Origin of the sequence: Homoserinibacter sp. YIM 151385, from assembly GCF_027912415.1 — a bacterium.
Classification (GTDB): Bacteria; Actinomycetota; Actinomycetes; order Actinomycetales; family Microbacteriaceae; genus Schumannella.
On record NZ_CP115175.1, the window covers coordinates 1,688,275 to 1,706,854 of the forward strand.

At 71.4% G+C, this 18,580-nt stretch carries 14 protein-coding genes; all 14 read right to left on the bottom strand.

Annotated elements, in window-relative coordinates; all coding sequences use genetic code 11:
• Positions 1-171 precede the first annotated feature (171 nt).
• The 14 genes from mmsB (OF852_RS08180) to OF852_RS08245 all read right to left on the bottom strand — a co-directional run bounded on the left by mmsB (OF852_RS08180) (position 172) and on the right by OF852_RS08245 (position 18,542).
• Positions 172-1,395, bottom strand: coding sequence for a multiple monosaccharide ABC transporter permease (mmsB, locus tag OF852_RS08180; RefSeq protein ID WP_271118680.1), 1,224 nt, complete (start codon positions 1,393-1,395; stop codon positions 172-174).
• Positions 1,382-2,926 (bottom strand): multiple monosaccharide ABC transporter ATP-binding protein, encoded by a 1,545-nt coding sequence (gene mmsA / locus OF852_RS08185; RefSeq protein ID WP_271118681.1) that lies wholly within the window; start codon positions 2,924-2,926, stop codon positions 1,382-1,384. Before mmsA (OF852_RS08185) ends, mmsB (OF852_RS08180) begins: the two co-directional genes overlap by 14 nt.
• 73 nt (positions 2,927-2,999) lie before the next feature.
• Positions 3,000-4,112: a multiple monosaccharide ABC transporter substrate-binding protein gene (gene chvE / locus OF852_RS08190; RefSeq protein WP_271118682.1), complete on the bottom strand. Its 1,113-nt coding sequence runs from the start codon at positions 4,110-4,112 to the stop codon at positions 3,000-3,002.
• An 86-nt stretch (positions 4,113-4,198) separates the two neighbouring features.
• Entirely contained in the window at positions 4,199-5,713 is a 1,515-nt protein-coding gene (gene araA, locus OF852_RS08195) for an L-arabinose isomerase (RefSeq protein WP_271121142.1), read from the bottom strand.
• An 8-nt stretch (positions 5,714-5,721) separates the two neighbouring features.
• The gene (locus OF852_RS08200; RefSeq protein ID WP_271118683.1) at positions 5,722-6,432 is read right to left on the bottom strand and encodes an L-ribulose-5-phosphate 4-epimerase; all 711 of its coding nucleotides are present in this window, start codon (positions 6,430-6,432) and stop codon (positions 5,722-5,724) included.
• Complete coding sequence (gene araB, locus OF852_RS08205; protein ID WP_271121143.1) at positions 6,432-8,084, bottom strand: ribulokinase; 1,653 nt, start codon at positions 8,082-8,084, stop codon at positions 6,432-6,434. Before araB ends, OF852_RS08200 begins: the two co-directional genes overlap by 1 nt.
• Positions 8,085-8,330: 246 nt before the next feature.
• Positions 8,331-9,344 carry a LacI family DNA-binding transcriptional regulator gene (locus OF852_RS08210; protein WP_271118684.1) on the bottom strand — a complete coding sequence of 338 codons (1,014 nt, stop codon included), beginning with the start codon at positions 9,342-9,344 and terminating at the stop codon, positions 8,331-8,333.
• A 208-nt stretch (positions 9,345-9,552) separates the two neighbouring features.
• Positions 9,553-10,236, bottom strand: coding sequence for a cyclase family protein (locus OF852_RS08215; RefSeq protein WP_271118685.1), 684 nt, complete (start codon positions 10,234-10,236; stop codon positions 9,553-9,555).
• Between the two features lie 198 nt (positions 10,237-10,434).
• Positions 10,435-11,520 carry a substrate-binding domain-containing protein gene (locus OF852_RS08220; protein ID WP_271118686.1) on the bottom strand — a complete coding sequence of 362 codons (1,086 nt, stop codon included), beginning with the start codon at positions 11,518-11,520 and terminating at the stop codon, positions 10,435-10,437.
• A gap of 60 nt (positions 11,521-11,580) precedes the next feature.
• Complete coding sequence (mmsB, locus tag OF852_RS08225; RefSeq protein WP_271118687.1) at positions 11,581-12,948, bottom strand: multiple monosaccharide ABC transporter permease; 1,368 nt, start codon at positions 12,946-12,948, stop codon at positions 11,581-11,583.
• Positions 12,948-14,507: a multiple monosaccharide ABC transporter ATP-binding protein gene (gene mmsA / locus OF852_RS08230; RefSeq protein ID WP_271118688.1), complete on the bottom strand. Its 1,560-nt coding sequence runs from the start codon at positions 14,505-14,507 to the stop codon at positions 12,948-12,950. The genes mmsB (OF852_RS08225) and mmsA (OF852_RS08230) overlap by 1 nt, the downstream gene beginning before the upstream one ends.
• Positions 14,508-14,630: 123 nt before the next feature.
• On the bottom strand, positions 14,631-15,833 hold the full coding sequence (locus OF852_RS08235) for an ROK family transcriptional regulator (RefSeq protein ID WP_271118689.1): 1,203 nt from the start codon (positions 15,831-15,833) through the stop codon (positions 14,631-14,633).
• A gap of 172 nt (positions 15,834-16,005) precedes the next feature.
• Positions 16,006-17,157 (bottom strand): cystathionine gamma-synthase, encoded by a 1,152-nt coding sequence (locus tag OF852_RS08240; protein WP_271118690.1) that lies wholly within the window; start codon positions 17,155-17,157, stop codon positions 16,006-16,008.
• A gap of 20 nt (positions 17,158-17,177) precedes the next feature.
• Complete coding sequence (locus OF852_RS08245) at positions 17,178-18,542, bottom strand: cystathionine beta-synthase (RefSeq protein WP_271118691.1); 1,365 nt, start codon at positions 18,540-18,542, stop codon at positions 17,178-17,180.
• Positions 18,543-18,580 lie beyond the last annotated feature (38 nt).

The following is an 18,580-nucleotide window of genomic DNA, read 5'->3' on the forward strand; positions in this document are numbered from 1 at the left end:
ACGTGGCCCCCGAGGCCTCGGCGGCGCGCCGCCTGCCGGCGCAACCGCGACGAAGTCTCACGACCCCGATGCTGAGAATTTACCCAGAAACACGTCGTTCCACCCTCCCCCGTGTGGGGGGCACCGCACGGCGCGCGGGACCCCGGAGGCCGGGATCCCGCGCGGGCGCGATCAGCGCGAGCGGGTGCGGCGCTTGTTCCAGACGTCGAAGGCGACCGCGACGAGCAGCACCATGCCCTTGATGAACTGCTGGTAGTCGGTCCCGACGCCCATGAGCGACATCCCGTTGTTGAGCACGCCCATGATGAGGCCGCCCGTGATGGCGCCGACGACGGTGCCGACACCGCCCTGCACGGCCGCGCCGCCGATGAAGGCCGCCGCGATCGCATCCAGCTCGAAGAGGTTGCCCGCGCCGGGGCCCGCGGAGTTCAGGCGGCCCGTGAAGACGAGGCCCGCGAGCGCCGCGAGTGCGCCCATGTTCACGAACAGCCAGAAGTCGATGCGCTTCGACTTGATGCCCGAGAGGTCGGCCGCGTGCCGGTTGCCGCCCACCGCGTACACGTGGCGGCCGAAGACGCTGCGGTTCGCGAGCACCGTGTACACGACGACGAGGAGCCCCAGCACGACGAGCACCACGGGGGTGCCGCGCGATCCGTCGGCGACGCCGAGCAGGTAGGTGAGCACGAGGATGAGGCCCGCGCCGAACGCGACCTTCACCGCGAACCAGGCCACCGGCTCCGACTCGAGGCCGAGGCGCACCCGCTTCGCACGACCGCGGAGCTGCGCGCCCACGAAGAAGACGAAGGCGAAGGCCCCGAGGCCGACCGTGATCCACTCGACCGGCGACGAGCTCGGCGGGAACAGCTGCGGGAACAGGTACCCGCCGCCGAGCTGCCGGTACTCGGTCGGGAACGGCGTGATCTGCGTGTTGCCGAGCACGATCTGGGTGAGCCCGCGGAACACGAGCATGCCCGCGAGCGTGACGATGAAGGCCGGGATGCCGACCACCGCCACCCAGAAGCCCTGCCACGCGCCCACGGCGAGGCCGATCGCGAGGGAGGCGAGCATCCCCGCCCACCACGGCCAGCCCCAGTCGACCACCATGACGCCCGACATGGCGCCGACGAAGGCCGCGACCGAGCCGACCGAGAGGTCGATGTGGCCCGCGATGATGATGAGCACCATCCCGATCGCGAGGATCAGGATGTAGCTGTTCTGGACGATGATGTTCGCCACGTTGCCGGCCGTGAGCAGGCGCCCGTCGGTCAGCACCTGGAACAGGGCGACGATGACGAGCAGGGCGATGAAGATGCCGATCTGCCGCAGGCGGCTCGCGAGGAAGCCGGCGGCGCTGCGGATCGTCGAGGGTGCGGCGGTGCGCTCAGCCGAGGACATGGTCGGCCTCCTTCTCCTTGGTCATGTACTGCATGAGCAGCTCGGGGGTCGCCTCGGCCGCGGGCACCTCGCCCGTGATGCGGCCCTCCGAGAGCGTGTAGATGCGGTCGCAGATGCCGAGCAGCTCGGGCAGCTCGCTCGAGATGACGAGCACGCCCTTCCCCTCGGCGGCGAGCCGGTTGATGATCGTGTAGATCTCGTACTTCGCGCCCACGTCGATGCCGCGCGTCGGCTCGTCGAGGATGAGCACCTCGGGGTCCGAGAACAGCCACTTCGAGAGCACGACCTTCTGCTGGTTGCCGCCCGAGAGCTTGCCGACCACGGCATCCACCGAGGGCGTCTTGATGCTCATGGACCGGCGGTACTCCTCGGCGACGAGGTGCTCGCGCCCGTCGTCGACGAGGCCTGCCGCCGCGAGCTTGTCGAGCGCCGCCATCGACACGTTCCGCTTGATGTCGTCGATGAGGTTGAGGCCGTAGCGCTTGCGGTCCTCGGTCGCGTAGGCGATGCCGACGCGGATCGCGTCCGCGACGGAGCGGATCTGGACCTCGCGGCCGTGCACGAGGATCCGGCCCGAGATGCGGGTGCCCCAGCTCCGGCCGAAGACGCTCATGGCGAGCTCGGTGCGCCCGGCGCCCATGAGGCCCGCGATGCCGACGACCTCGCCCGCCCGGACGGCGAGCGACGCGTCGTGGATGACGACCCGCTCGGGGTCGGCGGGGTGGTGGACGCGCCAGTCCTCGATGCGGAGCACCTCCTCCCCGAGCTTCGCGTTCCGATCCGGGTAGCGGTGCTCGAGGTCGCGGCCGACCATGCCCTTGATGATGCGGTCCTCCGTGACCTCGCCGCTGTCGAGCTCGAGCGTCTCGATCGTGCGGCCGTCGCGGATGATGGTGACCTCGTCGGCGATCTCGCGGATCTCGTTGAGCTTGTGGCTGATGATGATCGAGGTGATCCCCTGCTCGCGCAGGTGCCGGATGAGGTCGAGCAGGTGGGCGGAGTCCTCGTCGTTGAGCGCCGCGGTCGGCTCGTCGAGGATGAGGAGCTTCACCTCCTTCGAGAGCGCCTTCGCGATCTCGACGAGCTGCTGCTTCCCCACCCCGATCTCGCTGACGCGGGTAGCGGGGCTGTCGCCGAGTCCGACGCGCGCGAGCAGCTTCGAGGCCTCGAGGTTGGTGGCGTCCCAGTCGATGAAGCCGCGCCGCTGCCGCTCGTTGCCGAGGAAGATGTTCTCGGCCAGCGAGAGGTGCGGGCTGAGCGCCAGCTCCTGGTGGATGATGACGATCCCGGCGCGCTCCGAGTCGCGGATGTCGCGGAACGACTGCTCCTCGCCCTCGAACACGATCGCGCCGTCATAGCTCCCGTGCGGGTACACGCCCGAGAGCACCTTCATCAGGGTGGACTTGCCGGCGCCGTTCTCGCCGCAGATCGCGTGGACGTGACCGCGCTCCACCTGGATCGTCACATCCTGCAGGGCCTTCACGCCCGGGAACTCCTTCGTGATGCCGCGCATCTCGAGGATCGTGCTCATCTCGCCTCCTTCGCGTCGTCGCGTGGCTGCGCGGGAGGCGGGGCGGCGCGGTGCCGCCCCGCCTCCCGGCGGATCACTTCAGATCGTCCTCGGTGTAGTAGTCGCTGTCCACGAGGATCTCCTCGTAGTCGTCGACCGTGACGATCGTCGACGCGAGCAGGAACGAGGGCACGACCTTCACGCCGTTGTCGTAGGTCTCCGTGTCGTTGACCTCCGGCTCGTCGCCCTGAAGCACCGAGTCGACCATCGTGACGGCCTGCTCCGCGAGGAGGCGGGTGTCCTTGAAGATCGTCGAGTACTGCTCGCCGGCGATGATCGACTTGACGCTGCCGACCTCCGCGTCCTGGCCGGTCACGACCGGCAGGTCGGAGGCGGCGTAGCCGCCCGAGGTGAGGGCCGAGATGATGCCGATCGAGAGGCCGTCGTAGGGCGAGAGGACGCCGTCGAGCTGCGTGTCGCCGATGACGGTGAGGATGTCCTCCATGCGGGTCTGCGCGGTCTCGGGCAGCCAGCGCAGGATCGCCGCCTGCTCGAACTCGGTCTGGCCGGACGGGACCTCGATCGTGCCCGCGTCGAGGTACGGCTGGAGGGTGTCGATCGCGCCGTCCCAGAAGAACTTGGCGTTGTTGTCGTCGGGGCTGCCCGCGAAGAGCTCGACGTTGAAGGGGCCCTCCTCGCCGGTCTCCTCGCCGCTCTCGTCGAGGATGCCGAGCCCGGTGAGCAGGGACGTCGCCTGCTGCACGCCGACCTCGTAGTTGTCGAAGGTCGTGTAGTAGTCGACGTTCTCGGTGCCGTTGATGAGACGGTCGTAGGCGATGACCGGGATGTCCTGGTCGGCCGCCTGCTGGAGCACGTCGGTGAGGGTGGTGCCGTCGATCGAGGCGATGATGAGCGCCTCGGCGCCCGAGGAGATCATGTTCTCGATCTGCGAGACCTGGGTGGGGATGTCGTCGTTCGCGTACTGGAGGTCGACCTTGTAGCCGAGCTCCTCGAGCTGCGTCTTCACGTTGTCGCCGTCGGCGATCCAGCGCTCCGACTGCTGCGTCGGCATGGCGACGCCGACGGTGCCGCCGGCGGTCTCGCCGTCGTCGCCGCCGCCGGTGCGGTCTCCCGAGCAGCCGGCGAGCGCGAGCGACGCGATCCCGAGGGCCGCGATCCCGATGAGGGTCTTCTTCGACTTCTTCACGGTGGTTCCTTCCCGATCTGGGTGGTGCAGGTGGTGGTGGGTGGATGGGGTGGTGCGAGGGGTGGTGCGGTCCGGTCCGCGGGCCTCTAGGTGGCGAGGCCCTGCGCGAGCCGGTGGTAGGCGGCGTTCCAGCGGAGCTCCCGCTGGAAGCCGCCGAGCTCGGTGCTCTCGTCGATGACGAGGAGCTCGGTGCCCGTCATCTCGGCGAAGTCGCGGATCACGTCGATCCCGAGCTGCGTCGTCATGACGGTGTGGTGGGCGGCTCCCGCGGCGAGCCACGCGGCGGCGCTCGTGCGGAAGTCGGGGGCGGGACGCCAGACGGCGTGCCCCACGGGGAGCTTCGGCATCGGCTCCGGGAGCGGGACGTTCTCGACCACGTTCGCGGTGAGGCGGAAGCGGTCGCGGAGGTCGCTCATGGCGATCACGAGCGCCGGGCCGGGGTCGGCGGTGAAGACGAGCCGGACCGGGTCGTCCTTGCCGCCGATCCCGAGCGGGTGCACCTCGAGCCGTGGCCGGCTCGTCGTGAGCGAGGGGCTCACCTCGAGCATGTGCGCGCCGAGGATGAGCTCGGCGCCGGGCTCGAGGTGGTACGTGTAGTCCTCCATGAGGCTCGCGCCGCCGGGCAGGCCCGCGCCCATGACGGCGGCGGCCCGCACGAGCACGGCGGTCTTCCAGTCGCCCTCCGCGCCGAAGCCGTAGCCGTCCGCCATGAGGCGCTGGACCGCGAGGCCCGGCAGCTGCCGGAGCCCGCCGAGGTCCTCGAAGCTCGTCGTGAACGCGCCGAAGCCGCCCGCCTCGAGGAAGGATCGCAGCCCCGCCTCGATCGCCGCGCCGTCCCGGAGCGCGTCGTGGCGCTCGCCGCCCGGACGCAGCTCGGGCGCGACCTCGTAGGACTCGAGGTACTCCTCGACGAGCGCGTCGACCTCGGGGGCCGGGGCGGCCTCCACCGCCTCCGCGAGCTCGGTGACGCCCCAGGTGTTGACCTGCACGCCGAAGCGCAGCTCCGCCTCCGTCTTGTCGCCCTCCGTGACGGCGACGTAGCGCATGTTGTCGCCGAAGCGGGCGAGCCGCAGCTCCCGCAGCGCCGCCCGGCCGGCGGCGGCCCGCGCCCAGGTCCCGACACGCGCGGTGACGGCGGGATCCGAGACGTGCCCGACGACGATCGTGCGCGGCACGCCGAGCCGGGCCGTGATGTAGCCGAACTCGCGGTCGCCGTGCGCGGCCTGGTTGAGGTTCATGAAGTCGAAGTCGATCTCCGACCAGGGCAGCGCGAACTCCGCCTGCGTGTGGAGGTGGAGCAGCGGCTTGTCGAGCGCGTCGAGCCCCGCGATCCACATCTTCGCGGGGCTGAAGGTGTGCATCCACACCATCACCCCGATGACGCGCTCGTCGGAGTTCGCCTCGAGCGCGGCGCGGCGGATCGCGGCCTGGTCGGTGAGGACGGGCCGCCAGACGACGCGCGCCGGCACGTCGGCGCTGCCCTCGAGGCCCGCCGCGACGCGCTGCGACTGCTCCGCCACCTGGCGGAGGGTCTCCTCGCCGTAGAGGTGCTGGCTCCCGGTGAGGAGCCAGATCTCGCGCTCGGCGGGATCGGGGACGATGCTGCGGGTCACTGGAGGGCTCCTTGCGGCGACTGGCCGTAGACGTTCTGGTAGCGGTCGTAGAGGGCGTCGATCTGCTCGGGGGCGAGCGCGACCGGCTCCCCCAGCTGCCGGGCGATGTGGATGGTGCGCGCCGCATCCTCGACCATGACGGCCGCCTTGACGGCATCCCGCGCGTCGCGGCCGATCGTGAAGGGGCCGTGGTTCGCCATGAGGACGGCCCGCGAGCGGTGGCCGCGGAGCGTCCCGACGATGCCCCGGCCGATCGAGTCGTCGCCGATGAGGGCCAGGGGGCCGATCGGGATCTCGCCGCCGAACTCGTCCGCCATCCCGGTGATGACGCAGGGGATCGGCTCGCGGCGGGCCGCCCAGGCGGTCGCGTAGGTGGAGTGCGTGTGCACGACCCCGCCGACCTCCGGCATCTCGCGGTAGACGTAGGCGTGCGCGGCCGTGTCGGACGAGGGGCTGCGGTCGCTCCCCGGCGTCGCCGGGACGACGACCCCGTCGAGGTCGCAGAGGACCATGTTCTCGGGCGCGAGCTCGTCGTAGCCGAGGCCGCTCGGCTTGATGACGAAGAGCTCGGCGCCGGGCACGCGGCCCGAGACGTTGCCGCCCGTCCACACGACGAGGCCGTTGCGGGTGAGCTCGCCGTGGAGCGCCGCCACCTCCTCGCGGACGCGCGCGATCTGCACCTCGATCTCGGGGGCGAGCGTCGGCATCACGCCACCTCCTCGGCGGTGCTCGCGAGGGCGGCCGCACGGCGGCGCTTGAGCCGGCGCATGACCTCGCTGCCGCCCCGGCCGAAGTGGTCGTGCAGCTCGCGGTAGTCGGCGAAGAGCGCGTCGTAGGCGTCGGCGGATGCGGCATCCGGCACGAAGGCGGCGTCGATCCGGCGGCCCATGGCCTCGCCCGCGGCCCGCACGTCCGGGTAGGCGCCGGCCGCGACGGCGGCGTGGATCGCCGCGCCGAGGGCGGGACCCTGCTCGCTGCCGATGACGTCGATCGGCATCCGGAGCACGTCCGCGTAGGTCTGCATGAGGCGCCGGTTGCGGATCAGCCCGCCCGCCGCGACGAAGCGCGTGACGGGCACGCCCGCATCCCGGAAGGTCTCCACGATCTGCCGCGCGCCGAACGCGGTCGCCTCGACGAGCGCGCGATAGACGTCCTCGGGGCGGGTCGCGAGCGTGAGCCCGACGACGAGCCCCGACAGCTCGGTGTCGACGAGCACGCTGCGGTTGCCGGAGTGCCAGTCGAGGGCGAGGAGGCCGTGCGCGCCGACGGGGCGCGCCCAGGCCAGCTCGGAGAGGTGCTCGTGGACGCTGCGCCCGGCGGCCTCGGCCTCGGCGCGCAGCTCCCCCGGCACCTGCCGCTCGACGTACCAGCCGAGGATGTCGCCGACGCCCGACTGGCCCGCCTCGTAGCCGTAGAGGCCGGCGACGATCCCGCCGTCGACGACTCCGCACATCCCCGGCACCTCGGCGAGGCGGTCGGAGCTCATGACGTGGCAGGTCGAGGTGCCCATGATGGCGACCATCTCGCCCGGCGCGGTCGCGCGGGCGGCGGGGGCGGTGACGTGCGCATCCACGTTGCCGACCGCGACGGCGATCCCCTCGGGGAGGCCCGTCCAGGCCGCGGCCTCGGCCGTGAGACCGCCGGCGCGGTCGCCGAGCTCGCCGATCTCGTGGTCGAGCTTGTCGTCCGCGAACCCGGCGAAGTCCGGGTTCAGCGCGCCGAGGAACGCCGCGCTCGGCGAGGCGCCGTCCTGTCGGATGCCCTTGTAGCCGGCCGTGCAGGCGTTGCGGAGGTAGACGCCCGAGAGCTGCCACACGATCCAGTCGGCCGCCTCGATCCAGTGCACCGTCCGCGCGTAGACCTCGGGGTCCTCCTCGAGCAGCTGGAGCGCCTTCGCGACCTCCCACTCGCTCGAGATCGAGCCGCCGTAGCGGGGCAGCCAGGTCTCGCCGCGCTCGGCCGCGAGCTCGGTGATGCGGGTCGCCTGCGCCTGCGCCGCGTGGTGCTTCCAGAGCTTCACGTAGGCGTGCGGGTGCTCGCGCAGCTCGGGCAGGTCGCTGAGCGGCGTGCCGTCGGCGAGCACCGGCATCGGGGTGGATGCGGTGAAGTCGGTCGCGACCCCGATGACGCTCGCGGGATCGATGCCGGCCGCGCGGATCGCGGCGGGCACGGCCTCGCGCAGCACCTCGACGTAGTCGGCGGCGTCCTGGAGCGCCCACTCGGGCGGGAGCTCGGCGCCGGTCGCCGCGAGCTCGCGATCCATGACGCCGTGGCGGTACTCGTGGACGGCGGAGCCGAGCTCGGCGCCGTCCTCGACGCGGACGACGAGCGCGCGGCCCGAGAGCGTGCCGAAGTCGATCCCGACGACGTGGCGGGCGGGCTGCCGCGCCGACGACGCCGCGTGCGGCTCGGCCTGCGGCTCGGCGGGGGATGCGGCGTTCACGGCGACTCCGGTGTCGGCGGGTGGGGGCGACGGTGCTCCCGGCCTCGTGTGACCGTTCACATCGCGTGCGACGACTCTACCGGCGAAACGGTCACATCTGTCAAGACCCGATCCCGCACACGGTCTGCGGGGCGTGCGGCCGGCAGGCGCGACGCGGCGGCCTCAGACCGCCGCGGGCCCCGTCGACTCGCGCACGACGAGCTCCGGCGCGATCATCGCGTGATCCGCGTCGAGCGACCCGCGGAGCTCCTCGAGCAGGATTCCCACCGCGCGCCGGCCCATCTCCGCGAAGTTCTGCCGCACCGTCGTGAGCGGCGGCAGGAAGTGCGCCGACTCGGGGATGTCGTCGAAGCCGACGACCGAGAGCTCGCCCGGCACGTCCACGCCCGAGTCGCGCGCCGCGTGCAGGAGCCCCAGCGCCATCTGGTCGTTGCCGGCGAAGATCGCCGTGAAGTCGCGCACCCGCAGCAGCTCGAGCCCCGCGTAGTAGCCGAAGGAGGCCGACCAGTCGCCGAGGATCGGGGCGCGCGTGCGCAGCTCCGCATCCCCCAGCTCACGCAGGTAGCCCTGCATGCGGGCCTCCGCCTCGATCCAGTCCTGCGGGCCCGCGATATGGAGGATGTCGGTGTGCCCGAGATCGATGAGGTGCCGGGTCGCGAGCCGGGCGCCCGCGACCTGGTCGACCGAGAGGCTGCGGCCGATGTCGCGGCCCGTCGACTCGATCGCCACGAAGGGCACCGAGATGCTGAGCTCGTGGATCGCCTCGTAGACCCGCACCTGCGGCGCGATGACGACGAGCGCCTCGATCGACTGGGAGAGCAGGTAGTCGAGGCTCGCCTTGATCGAGGCGTAGTCGCTCGTCTGCGAGTTCGTGATGGTGAGCCGGTAGCCGGCCTCCCGGGCGGCGAGCTCGATCGCGTTGATCGCGGTCTGCGGGCCGTAGTGGGTCGTCATCGCCGACAGGATGCCGATGGTGCGCGAGCGGCTCGTGACGAGCGCGCGGGCGGCCTGGTTCGGGCGGTAGCCGAGCTCCGCGATCGCGGCGAGCACCCGGTCCCTCGTCGCCTCGCGGATGCTGGGACTGTCGTTGAGGACGCGCGAGACGGTCTGATACGACACCCCGGCGCGCGCGGCGACATCGCGGATGTTCGGGGCGCGGACCCGGTCTGTCTCCATCGAATCGTCCTCGTCGGGGTGCCGCCGCATCCATGCGCACGTTCACATGGGCGGGCGAGCCCATTATGCCCCGAGCCCTGCTCGCATCCCGTGCCCGCCCTCGCCGTTCCCCCCTTCCGGAGGTGTTCTGCCCGACACGCCGGGGTTCGGGCCTGCGCCGTCGGCGTGTCGGGCAGAACCCCTCCGGAAGAAGAAGACGAGGAGGAGGTCAGCCGAGCGTCGCGTAGGCGCGCACCGGGAAGGTGCCGAAGCCCTCGATCGCCGGCGGCGCCGCCGTGAAGCGCGCACCCCGCGACGGCAGGCGGTCGAGGCCGCGGAGGTGCTCGACGACGTGCACGCCCGCGCCGAGGAGCCCCGAGTGCGCCGGGCGCTCGCCGCCGGACTCGGTGTCGTCGATGTTGAGGGAGTCGATGCCGACGAGCACCGCGCCCGCGGCGACGAGGTACTCGGTCGCCTCGCCGGTGAGGAAGGGCGCGCCGCTCGCGTACTCCGGCGTGCCGAAGTGCGCATCCCAGCCGGTGTCGAGCAGCACGGCGGCGCCGCGCAGCTCGCGGTCGTGGAACACCTCGGGCGGGATGCCCCGCGTGCCGAGATCGCGGAGGTGCAGCACCTCGGCCGGCAGGTCGACGAGGGAGTCGAGCGGCAGCCCCGCGAGATCGGCGCCGCCCTCGTAGCGGTGGAAGGGGCTGTCGAGGTAGGTGCCGGTGTTGCCGATGAGGGTCATCACGTCCATGCGGAACTCGGTGCCCGGCGCGTAGCGGCCGCGCGAGTCCTCGCGCGTGAGGTGCGGGGTGATGACGGGCTCGGGGAGGCCGGGGTAGGTGAGCAGTCCCTCGCGGATGGGGTGGCTGAGGTCGATCACCCGGCGGGATCGGGGCTCGGTGGTCGTCACGCGGTGGACTCCTCTGGGCGGTGCGGGGCGGGGGAGGCGGCGATCGCCGCGACCGCGATCCGGCGCGGTCGTGCGTTCATGATGGCATGAGGAACGCGAGACCGGACATCGCGATCCTGCCAGTGCCCGCGCCGGAGCCGCCGCACACGCGGAAGGGCCGCCCGGTCGCCCGGACGGCCCTCCTCGACTGCGAGCGGACTACTTGGTGAGCGGCTCGAGGTCGGGGTTGTCGGCGTAGACCTCGGCGGCGTTCTCCGCCGTCACGGTCACCGGGTCGAGGTAGAACGTCGGGACCTCGATGGTCTTGTTGTTCTCCTCGGCGTTCGTCTCCGGCTCGTCGCCGGCGGCGAGGGCCTTGACCATGTCGAGGGCCGCGGCGACGAGGCGACGCGTGTCCTTGTAGATGGTCATGTACTGCTTGCCCTCCATGATCAGCGGGATCGAGGCGGCCTCGGAGTCCTGGCCGGTGATCACGATGTCGGGCTTGCCGGCCTGCTCGACCGAGGTGATGACGGCGCGGGCGAGCGTGTCGTTCGGCGAGAGGACGCCGTCGAGCTCGGTCGAGCCGTAGTTGGCCTGGAGCAGCGTGTCCGCGCGGCTCTGGGCCTCCTCGGGCGCCCAGCCCTGGGTGACGACCTGCTCGAACTCGGTCTGACCCGAGACGATGTTGAGCGTGCCGTCGTCGATCTTCGGCTGGAGGATGTCGAGCGCGCCGTTGAAGAACACGGCGGCGTTCGGGTCGTCCGGCGAGCCGGCGAAGAGCTCGACGTTGTACGGGCCATCGCCCTTCGCCTCGAGGCCGTCGAGGAGCGCCTGGCCCTGGGCCTGACCCACCGCGAAGTTGTTGAAGGCGAGGTAGTAGTCGATGTCCTCGGTGTTCTCGAGGATGCGGTCGTAGGCGATCACGACGGCACCGGACTCGCGCGCCGCGGCGACCTGGGCGCCGAGCTGGCCGCCGTCCTTCGCGCCGATGATGATGACCTTGGCGCCGTTGGTGACCATGGCGTCGATCTGGGCCTGCTGGTCCGGGACCGGGGTCGACTGGCCCGCGTACTGCACCTCGCCCTTGAAGCCGGCCTCGGCGATCGCGTCCTCGAAGAGGCCGCCCGCGAGCACCCAGTTCTCCGAGGTCTTGTCGGGCAGCGCGACGCCGATCAGCGAGTCGGCCGCGAAGCCGCCGTCGCCCTCGGTGCCGGTCTCGGTGTCGGCGCGGGAGGAGCATCCCGCGAGCGCCATCAGCGCGACCGCGGCGACTGCCGTAGTCGTGAGTGCGATCTTTCGCATGTGTTCAGTCACTTTCGTTGTGATGGGTTGGTGGTGCAGGGATGGAGCGCGATGCTCCGGCTACGCGTTCGGCGTAGTGCTCGGGGGCCGGGAGGAGGCGTCGGGGCCTCCCTCGCCGGGAACGACCTCGGGTCGCTGCATGGGCGTCGAGACGGTGAGCGGGTCGCCCGCGTCCGAGGGCTTCCCGCGGCCGAACCGGCCGAGGATCGAGGGCCGTCCGCTGCGCTTCGAGAGCACGTCGACGGCCACCGCGAGGAGCAGCACGAGCCCCTTGATCATCTGGACGCGGTCGGCGCCGACGCTGAGGAGCTGGAGGCCGTTGTTGAGGACGGCGATGACGAGACCGCCGACGATCGAGCCGATGACCGTGCCGATGCCGCCCGAGACGGCCGCGCCGCCGATGAAGACCGCCGCGATCGCATCCAGCTCCCAGCTGTTGCCGTCGAGCGGGCCCGAGGAGCGCGAGCGGGAGATGAAGACCATGCCGGCGACGGCCGCGAGGATCGACATGTTCATCATGACGAAGAAGTTGACGCGCTTGATCTTGACGCCCGAGAGCTCGGCCGCGTGCGAGTTGCCGCCGAGCGAGTAGATGTGCCGGCCGATGATCGTGTGGTTCGTCACGAAGGAGTAGACGAGCACGAGCGCGATGAGGATGACGCCCGAGATCGGGAGGCTCTGGCCGGGCCGGCCGCTCGCGAAGAGGAGGGAGGCGGCGACGATGACGGCGATGAGCGCCGCGATCTTGATGCCGGAGACCCAGACCGGCGCCATCTCGGCGCCGATCTTCGCCTGGCGGCGGCGGAGCGAGATCTCGTTGTAGATCACCGCGGCGATCGCGAGGACGCCGAGGACGAGCGTCGTGAGGTTGAGCGGGACGCCCCACGCCGGGTCGGGCAGGTACCCGCCGCCGATCTGGCGGTAGGCCTCGTTCGCGATGGGCTCGGTCGTCGAGCGGCCCACGAACTGGTTGGCGCCGCGGAACAGGAGCATGCCGGCGAGCGTCACGATGAACGCCGGCACCCCGACATAGGCCACCCAGAACCCCTGCCAGGCGCCGATGAGCGCGCCCACGACGAGGCCGAGGAGGATCGCGGCCGGCCACGGGAAGTCCCAGCGGTTCATGGAGATCGCGACGATGATGCCGACGAAGGCGGCGATCGAGCCGACCGAGAGGTCGATGTGCCCCGCGATGATCACCATGACCATGCCGATCGCGAGGATCAGCACGTAGGAGTTCGCGAGCACGATGTTGATGACGTTGCCCGGCTGCAGCGTCTTCCCGCCCGTGAGGATCTGGAAGACGATGATGATGGCGATGAGGGCGCCGAGGATGCCGAACTGGCGCAGGCTGGACTGCCCGCCGCCGAACATCTTGCCGAGGTCGCGGATCCCTCCGGACTTCTGGGGTGCAGTGGTGTCGCTCATCAGGCGGCGTCCTTCTTCTTCGCGTTCGGGTTGCTGGTCATGTTCTTCATGAGGGTCTCGGGCGTCGCCTCGGCGACGGGGAGCTCGGCCGTGATGGCCCCCTCGAAGATCGTGTAGATGCGGTCGGAGACCCCGAGCAGCTCGGGCAGCTCGGAGCTGATCATGATGACGCCGGCGCCGCGCTCCGCGAGCTTGCGGATGATGCCGTAGATCTCGGTCTTGGCGCCCACGTCGATGCCGCGGGTCGGCTCGTCGAGGATGAGCAGGTCGGGGTCGGTGAACATCCACTTCGCGAGGACGACCTTCTGCTGGTTGCCGCCCGAGAGCTTGTTGACGCCCTCGTCGACCGTCGGGGTCTTGATGCGGAGCTCCTTGCGGTACTCCTCCGCGATCTTGTGCTCCTGGAGGTCGTCGACGACGGGCCCGCGCGAGATCTTCGGCAGCTTCGCCGAGACGACGCTCGTCTTGATGTCGTCGAGCAGGTTGAGGCCGAGCGCCTTGCGGTCCTCGCTCACGTAGGCGAGGCCGTGGCCGATCGCGTCGGAGACGGTGCGGAGCTCGATGCGCTCGCCGTCCTTGATGATCTCGCCCGAGAGGAAGGTGCCGTAGGAGCGGCCGAAGATGCTCATCGCGAGCTCGGTGCGGCCGGCGCCCATGAGCCCCGCGAAGCCGACGACCTCGCCGCGGCGGACGGTGAAGCTGGAGCCCTTCGCGACGAGCCGCTCGGCCGTCTGCGGGTGCTGCACGGTCCAGTCGCGGACCTCGAAGAACACCTCGCCGATCGAGGAGCCGTCGTGCTCGGGGAACCGGTTCTCGAGCGTGCGCCCGACCATGCCGCGGATGATGCGGTCCTCGTCGACGCCGCCCGCGGCGACATCCAGGGTCTCGATCGTCTTGCCGTCGCGGATGATCGTGATCGAGTCGGCGATGCGCTCGATCTCGTTGAGCTTGTGGCTGATCATGATGGACGAGATGCCGCGGCTCTTGAGCCCCTCGATGAGGTCGAGGAGGTGCGCCGAGTCGCTCTCGTTGAGGGCCGCGGTCGGCTCGTCGAGGATGAGCAGCTTGACGTTCTTGTTGAGCGCCTTCGCGATCTCGACGAGCTGCTGCTTGCCGACGCCGATGTTCTTGATCTGCGTCTCGGGGTCGTCGCGGAGCCCGACGCGCGCGAGGAGGTCGACGGCGCGCTGGTGGGCGGCGGTCCAGTCGATGCGGCCGAAGCGGGCGGGCTCGTTGCCGAGGAAGATGTTCTCGGTGATCGAGAGCTCGGGGATGAGCGCGAGCTCCTGGTGGATGATGACGATGCCCTCGGCCTCGGACTGCTTGATGTCGCCGAAGCGGGCCACCTCGCCCTGGTAGACGATGTCGCCGCCGTAGGTGCCGAAAGGGTAGACGCCCGAGAGGACCTTCATGAGCGTCGACTTGCCGGCGCCGTTCTCTCCGCAGATGGCGTGGATCTGACCGGCCCGGACCGTCATCGAGACGTCGTCGAGGGCCTTCACCCCGGGGAACTCCTTGGTGATGTTCCGCATCTCGAGGATCACGGGTGAGTCCGCCATGTCTGGCCCTTCGCGTCGGTGGGAAGCCGTCTTCGGCAACTGTAGGCGGTCATCCCTGTTGTCGCCAACTCTTGAACGCAACAGTTCGGTCACGACCCCGCCCGTCGGCGCGGTGGGGCGGTGTCAGGCGGGCGCGGCGGCGCGCGCGTGGCGCAGCGCGAGGGAGGCGCCCCCCAGCGCCTCCGCGCGGGCGCCGAGCGAGGAGGTGGTGACGATCGTCGCCTCCCCCACGAGCGGGATCGCGTGACGGCGCATCGAGCGCGCGATCGGCTCCGTGATGACGGGGCCGACATCGGCGAGCGGGCCGCCGATCACGATCACCGCGGGGTTCACGAAGTTCGCCACCGAGCCGAGCGCCTTGCCGATCGCGGCACCCGCGTCGTCGAGCACGCGGAGCGTCCCCGCATCCCCCTCGAGCGCGCGCTGGACGATGTCGCCCGTCGTCACCAGGCCGGGCGAGCTGCGGCTCAGGAGCCCCATCATCACGGTCGTCGAGGCGACCGTCTCGAGGCAGCCGCGGTTGCCGCAGTGGCACACCGCGCCGTAGTCGTCGATCGCCATGTGGCCGATCTCGCCGGTGACGCCCGTGTGGCCGTAGTAGGGGCGGCCGTCGATGATCAGCCCCGAGCCGATGCCGGAGCCGATCTTCACGAAGAGGAGGTTGTCGACGGCCGAGTGGGCGCCCCAGGTGACCTCGGCGAGCGCCCCCAGATTCGCGTCGTTGTCGAGCAGCACGGGGTGCCCGAGGCGGATCTCGAGGTCCTCGCGGGTCACGCCGAGCCACTCCGGGAGGATCGTGCCCTGGACGACGGTCGAGGTCCGGCGGTCGATGGGGCCGGGGATGCCGAGGCCGATCCCGAGGACGGTCGCGTTCTCGAGGTGCTCGTGCGCGAGGAGCTCGCGCAGCACCCGCGCTGCGGCGTCGACGCCCTCCATGGCCGGGTAGCCGAGCGGGAGCTCGATGGCCGCCTCGCCGAGCACCTCGTAGCCGGGGTTCACGACGACGACGCGCGCGTGGCGGCGGCCGAAGTCGATGCCGACCACGACCTCCCCGTCGCTGAGGAGGCGGATGGCGGCGGCCCGGCGGCCGGAGCTCGTGATCTGCTCGGCGGCGGCGGCGCCGTCCTCGATCATGAGCCGGACGATGTTCGAGACGGTCGCGGCGCTGAGACCGGTCCGTCGCGAGAGGTCGGCCTGCGTCAGCGGGCCGTTGGCCGCGAGCGCGCCGACGATCCGATCCCGGTTGAGCTGGCGGAGCGCGGTCTGCGAGCCGGGCCGTCGGGGCCGGCGCACCTTCGCGCCGGCGGGGGGTGGTGTGTTCGACACGGGGTGTCCTTGCGATCAAGAAGTGAACACAACCATAGTCCCTCCCGAGCGCCCCGCGCGCCATCCCGGCGCCCCCATCCCTCCCGAGGTGGGTTTCTCCGCACTCGCCGCGGGGATCCGCGCGGCGAGTGCGGAGAAACCCACCCGGCGGGGCGGGTGGCGGGGCGCGAGGCTAGAGGCGCTCGAGCCCCTGGAGGACATCCGCGAGGAGGTCGTCGACGGACTCGATCCCGACCGAGAAGCGCAGCAGGCTGCCCGGCACCTCGAGCTCGGTGCCGCGGACCGAGGCGTGCGTCATCTGCGCGGGGTGGTTGACGAGGGACTCGACGCCCCCGAGCGACTCGGCGAGCTGGAAGAGCTCCATCGACCCGGCGAGCCGCAGCGCCGCCGCCTCGCCGCCCGCGAGGGCGATCGAGAGCATGCCGCCCGCGCCCCGCGGCATCTGCCGCGCCGCGACCTCCGCGCCCAGGTGCCCCTCGAGGCCGGGGTAGTAGACGCGCTCGACCGCGGCGTGGCCGTGGAGCGCTCGCGCGATCGCGAGCGCGTTCTGCGAGTGGCGGTCCATGCGGACCGCGAGCGTCTTGATGCCGCGGACCGTCAGCCACGCGTCGAGCGGCCCCGAGACGGCGCCGGCCGCGAACTGCAGGAAGCCGACCTGCTCGGCGAGCTCGCCGTCGCGCAGCACGACCGCGCCGCCGACGACGTCGCTGTGGCCGCCGAGGTACTTCGTCGTCGAGTGCACCACGACATCGGCCCCGTGCGCGAGCGGCTGCTGGAGGTAGGGCGTCGCGAAGGTGTTGTCGACCACGACGACCGCGCCCGCCGCGCGGCCGATCTCGGCGATCGCCTCGATGTCGGTCACCTTCATGAAGGGGTTGCTCGGGGTCTCGACCCACACGACCTTCGTGTTCGGGCGGATCGCGGCGCGCACCGCGTCCGCATCCCCGAACTCCGCGGTCGAGAGCTCCACGCCCCAGGGCCCCAGCACCTTGCGGACGAGGCGGTGCGTGCCGCCGTAGACGTCGTTCCCCATGAGCACGTGGTCGCCCGGCTTCACGAGCGCCCGGAGCAGGGCGTCCTCGGCCGCGAGGCCCGAGGCGAAGCTGAAGGCGCGGTCGCCGCCCTCGAGGGAGGCGAGCAGCTCCTGGAGGGAGTCGCGCGTCGGGTTCGCGGCGCGCGCGTACTCGTAGCCGCCGCGGAGGCCGCCCACGCCGTCCTGCACGAAGGTGGAGGTCAGGTAGACGGGCGGGACGACGGCGCCGGTCGTCGGGTCGAAGGCCTGGCCGGCGTGGATGGCGCGGGTCGCGAAGTCGTGATCGGTCATGGTGCTCTCGTCCTCGAAGGTCAGCGGCTCAGGAAGGTCAGGAGGTCGTGGCGCGTCAGGACGGCGGCCGGCTTGCCGTCGCCGACCACGAGCAGCGCGTCGGAGGCGGTCAGCTTCTCGCGCACCGCGTCCACGTGCTCGCCGAGGCCGATGAGCGGCAGGGGCGGCGCGATGAGGCCCTCGAGCGCGTCGGTGAGCTGGGCCCGCCCGCTGAACACCGCATCCACGAGGGCCTTCTCGTCGATGGCGCCCACGACCTCGCCCATCACGACGGGCGGCTCGGCGGTGAGGACCGGCATCTGCGAGATGCCGTGACGGCGCATCTTGTCGATCGCGTGCCGCACGGTGTCGCTCGGGTGCACGTGCACGAGGCCCGCGAGATCGGGATCCTTCGTGCCGACGATGTCGGCGACCGTCTGCTCGCCGTCCGGCGGCAGGAAGCCGTAGGACCGCATCCAGCGGTCGTCGAAGATCTTGCCGAGGTAGCCGCGGCCGCCGTCCGGCAGGAGGATCACCATGACCGCCTCCGGGCCGAGCTCGCGGGCCGCCTTGAGCCCGGAGGCGACCGCGAGGCCGCTCGAGCCGCCGACGAGCAGGCCCTCCTCGCGGGCGAGGCGGCGGGTCAGCTCGAAGCTCTCCGCATCGGAGGAGGCGATGATCTCGTCGACGACGGACGGGTCGTAGGCGCTCGGCCAGAAGTCCTCGCCGACGCCCTCCGTCAGATACGGCCGCCCGCCGCCGCCCGAGTAGACCGAGCCCTCCGGGTCCGCGCCGATGATGCGCACGGCATCCCCCGCCACCTCCCGCAGGTAGCGGCCGGTGCCCGTGATGGTGCCGCCCGTGCCGACGCCCGCGACGAAGTGGGTGATGCGGCCATCGGTGTCGCGCCAGATCTCGGGGCCGGTCGTCTCGTAGTGGCTGAGCGGGCCGTTCGGGTTCGAGTACTGGTCGGGCTTGAAGGCGCCGGGGATCTCGCGGGCCAGCCGGTCGCTCACCGAGTAGTAGGACTCGGGGCTGTCGGGCGCGACCGCGGTCGGCGTGACGACGACCTCGGCCCCGTAGGCCCGGAGGGTGTTGATCTTGTCGGCGCTGACCTTGTCGGGGCAGACGAAGACGCAGCGGTAGCCGCGCTGCTGGGCGACGAGGGCGAGGCCGATCCCGGTGTTGCCGGAGGTCGGCTCGACGATCGTGCCGCCCGGCTTCAGGTGCCCGTCGCGCTCGGCCGCGTCGATGATGCGGGTCGCGATGCGGTCCTTCGAGGAGCCGCCGGGGTTCACGTACTCGACCTTCACGAGCACCGTCGCCCGGATCCCCTCCGTCACGCGGTTGAGCCGCACGAGCGGGGTGTCGCCGACGAGATCGAGCACGGACTCCGCGTAGCGCATGCCCACGAGGCTACCGGGGCGGCGCGTCTGTTACGCGG

Excerpts from the sequence above, each read along its gene's own strand:
- mmsB (WP_271118680.1), bottom strand. The coding sequence starts at position 1,395 with ATGTCCTCGGCTGAGCGCACCGCCGCACCCTCGACGATCCGCAGCGCC.
- mmsA (WP_271118681.1), bottom strand. The coding sequence starts at position 2,926 with ATGAGCACGATCCTCGAGATGCGCGGCATCACGAAGGAGTTCCCGGGC.
- OF852_RS08200 (WP_271118683.1), bottom strand. The coding sequence starts at position 6,432 with ATGCCGACGCTCGCCCCCGAGATCGAGGTGCAGATCGCGCGCGTCCGC.
- OF852_RS08210 (WP_271118684.1), bottom strand. The coding sequence starts at position 9,344 with ATGGAGACAGACCGGGTCCGCGCCCCGAACATCCGCGATGTCGCCGCG.
- OF852_RS08220 (WP_271118686.1), bottom strand. The coding sequence starts at position 11,520 with ATGCGAAAGATCGCACTCACGACTACGGCAGTCGCCGCGGTCGCGCTG.
- mmsB (WP_271118687.1), bottom strand. The coding sequence starts at position 12,948 with ATGAGCGACACCACTGCACCCCAGAAGTCCGGAGGGATCCGCGACCTC.
- mmsA (WP_271118688.1), bottom strand. The coding sequence starts at position 14,507 with ATGGCGGACTCACCCGTGATCCTCGAGATGCGGAACATCACCAAGGAG.
- OF852_RS08240 (WP_271118690.1), bottom strand. The coding sequence starts at position 17,157 with ATGACCGATCACGACTTCGCGACCCGCGCCATCCACGCCGGCCAGGCC.
- OF852_RS08245 (WP_271118691.1), bottom strand. The coding sequence starts at position 18,542 with ATGCGCTACGCGGAGTCCGTGCTCGATCTCGTCGGCGACACCCCGCTC.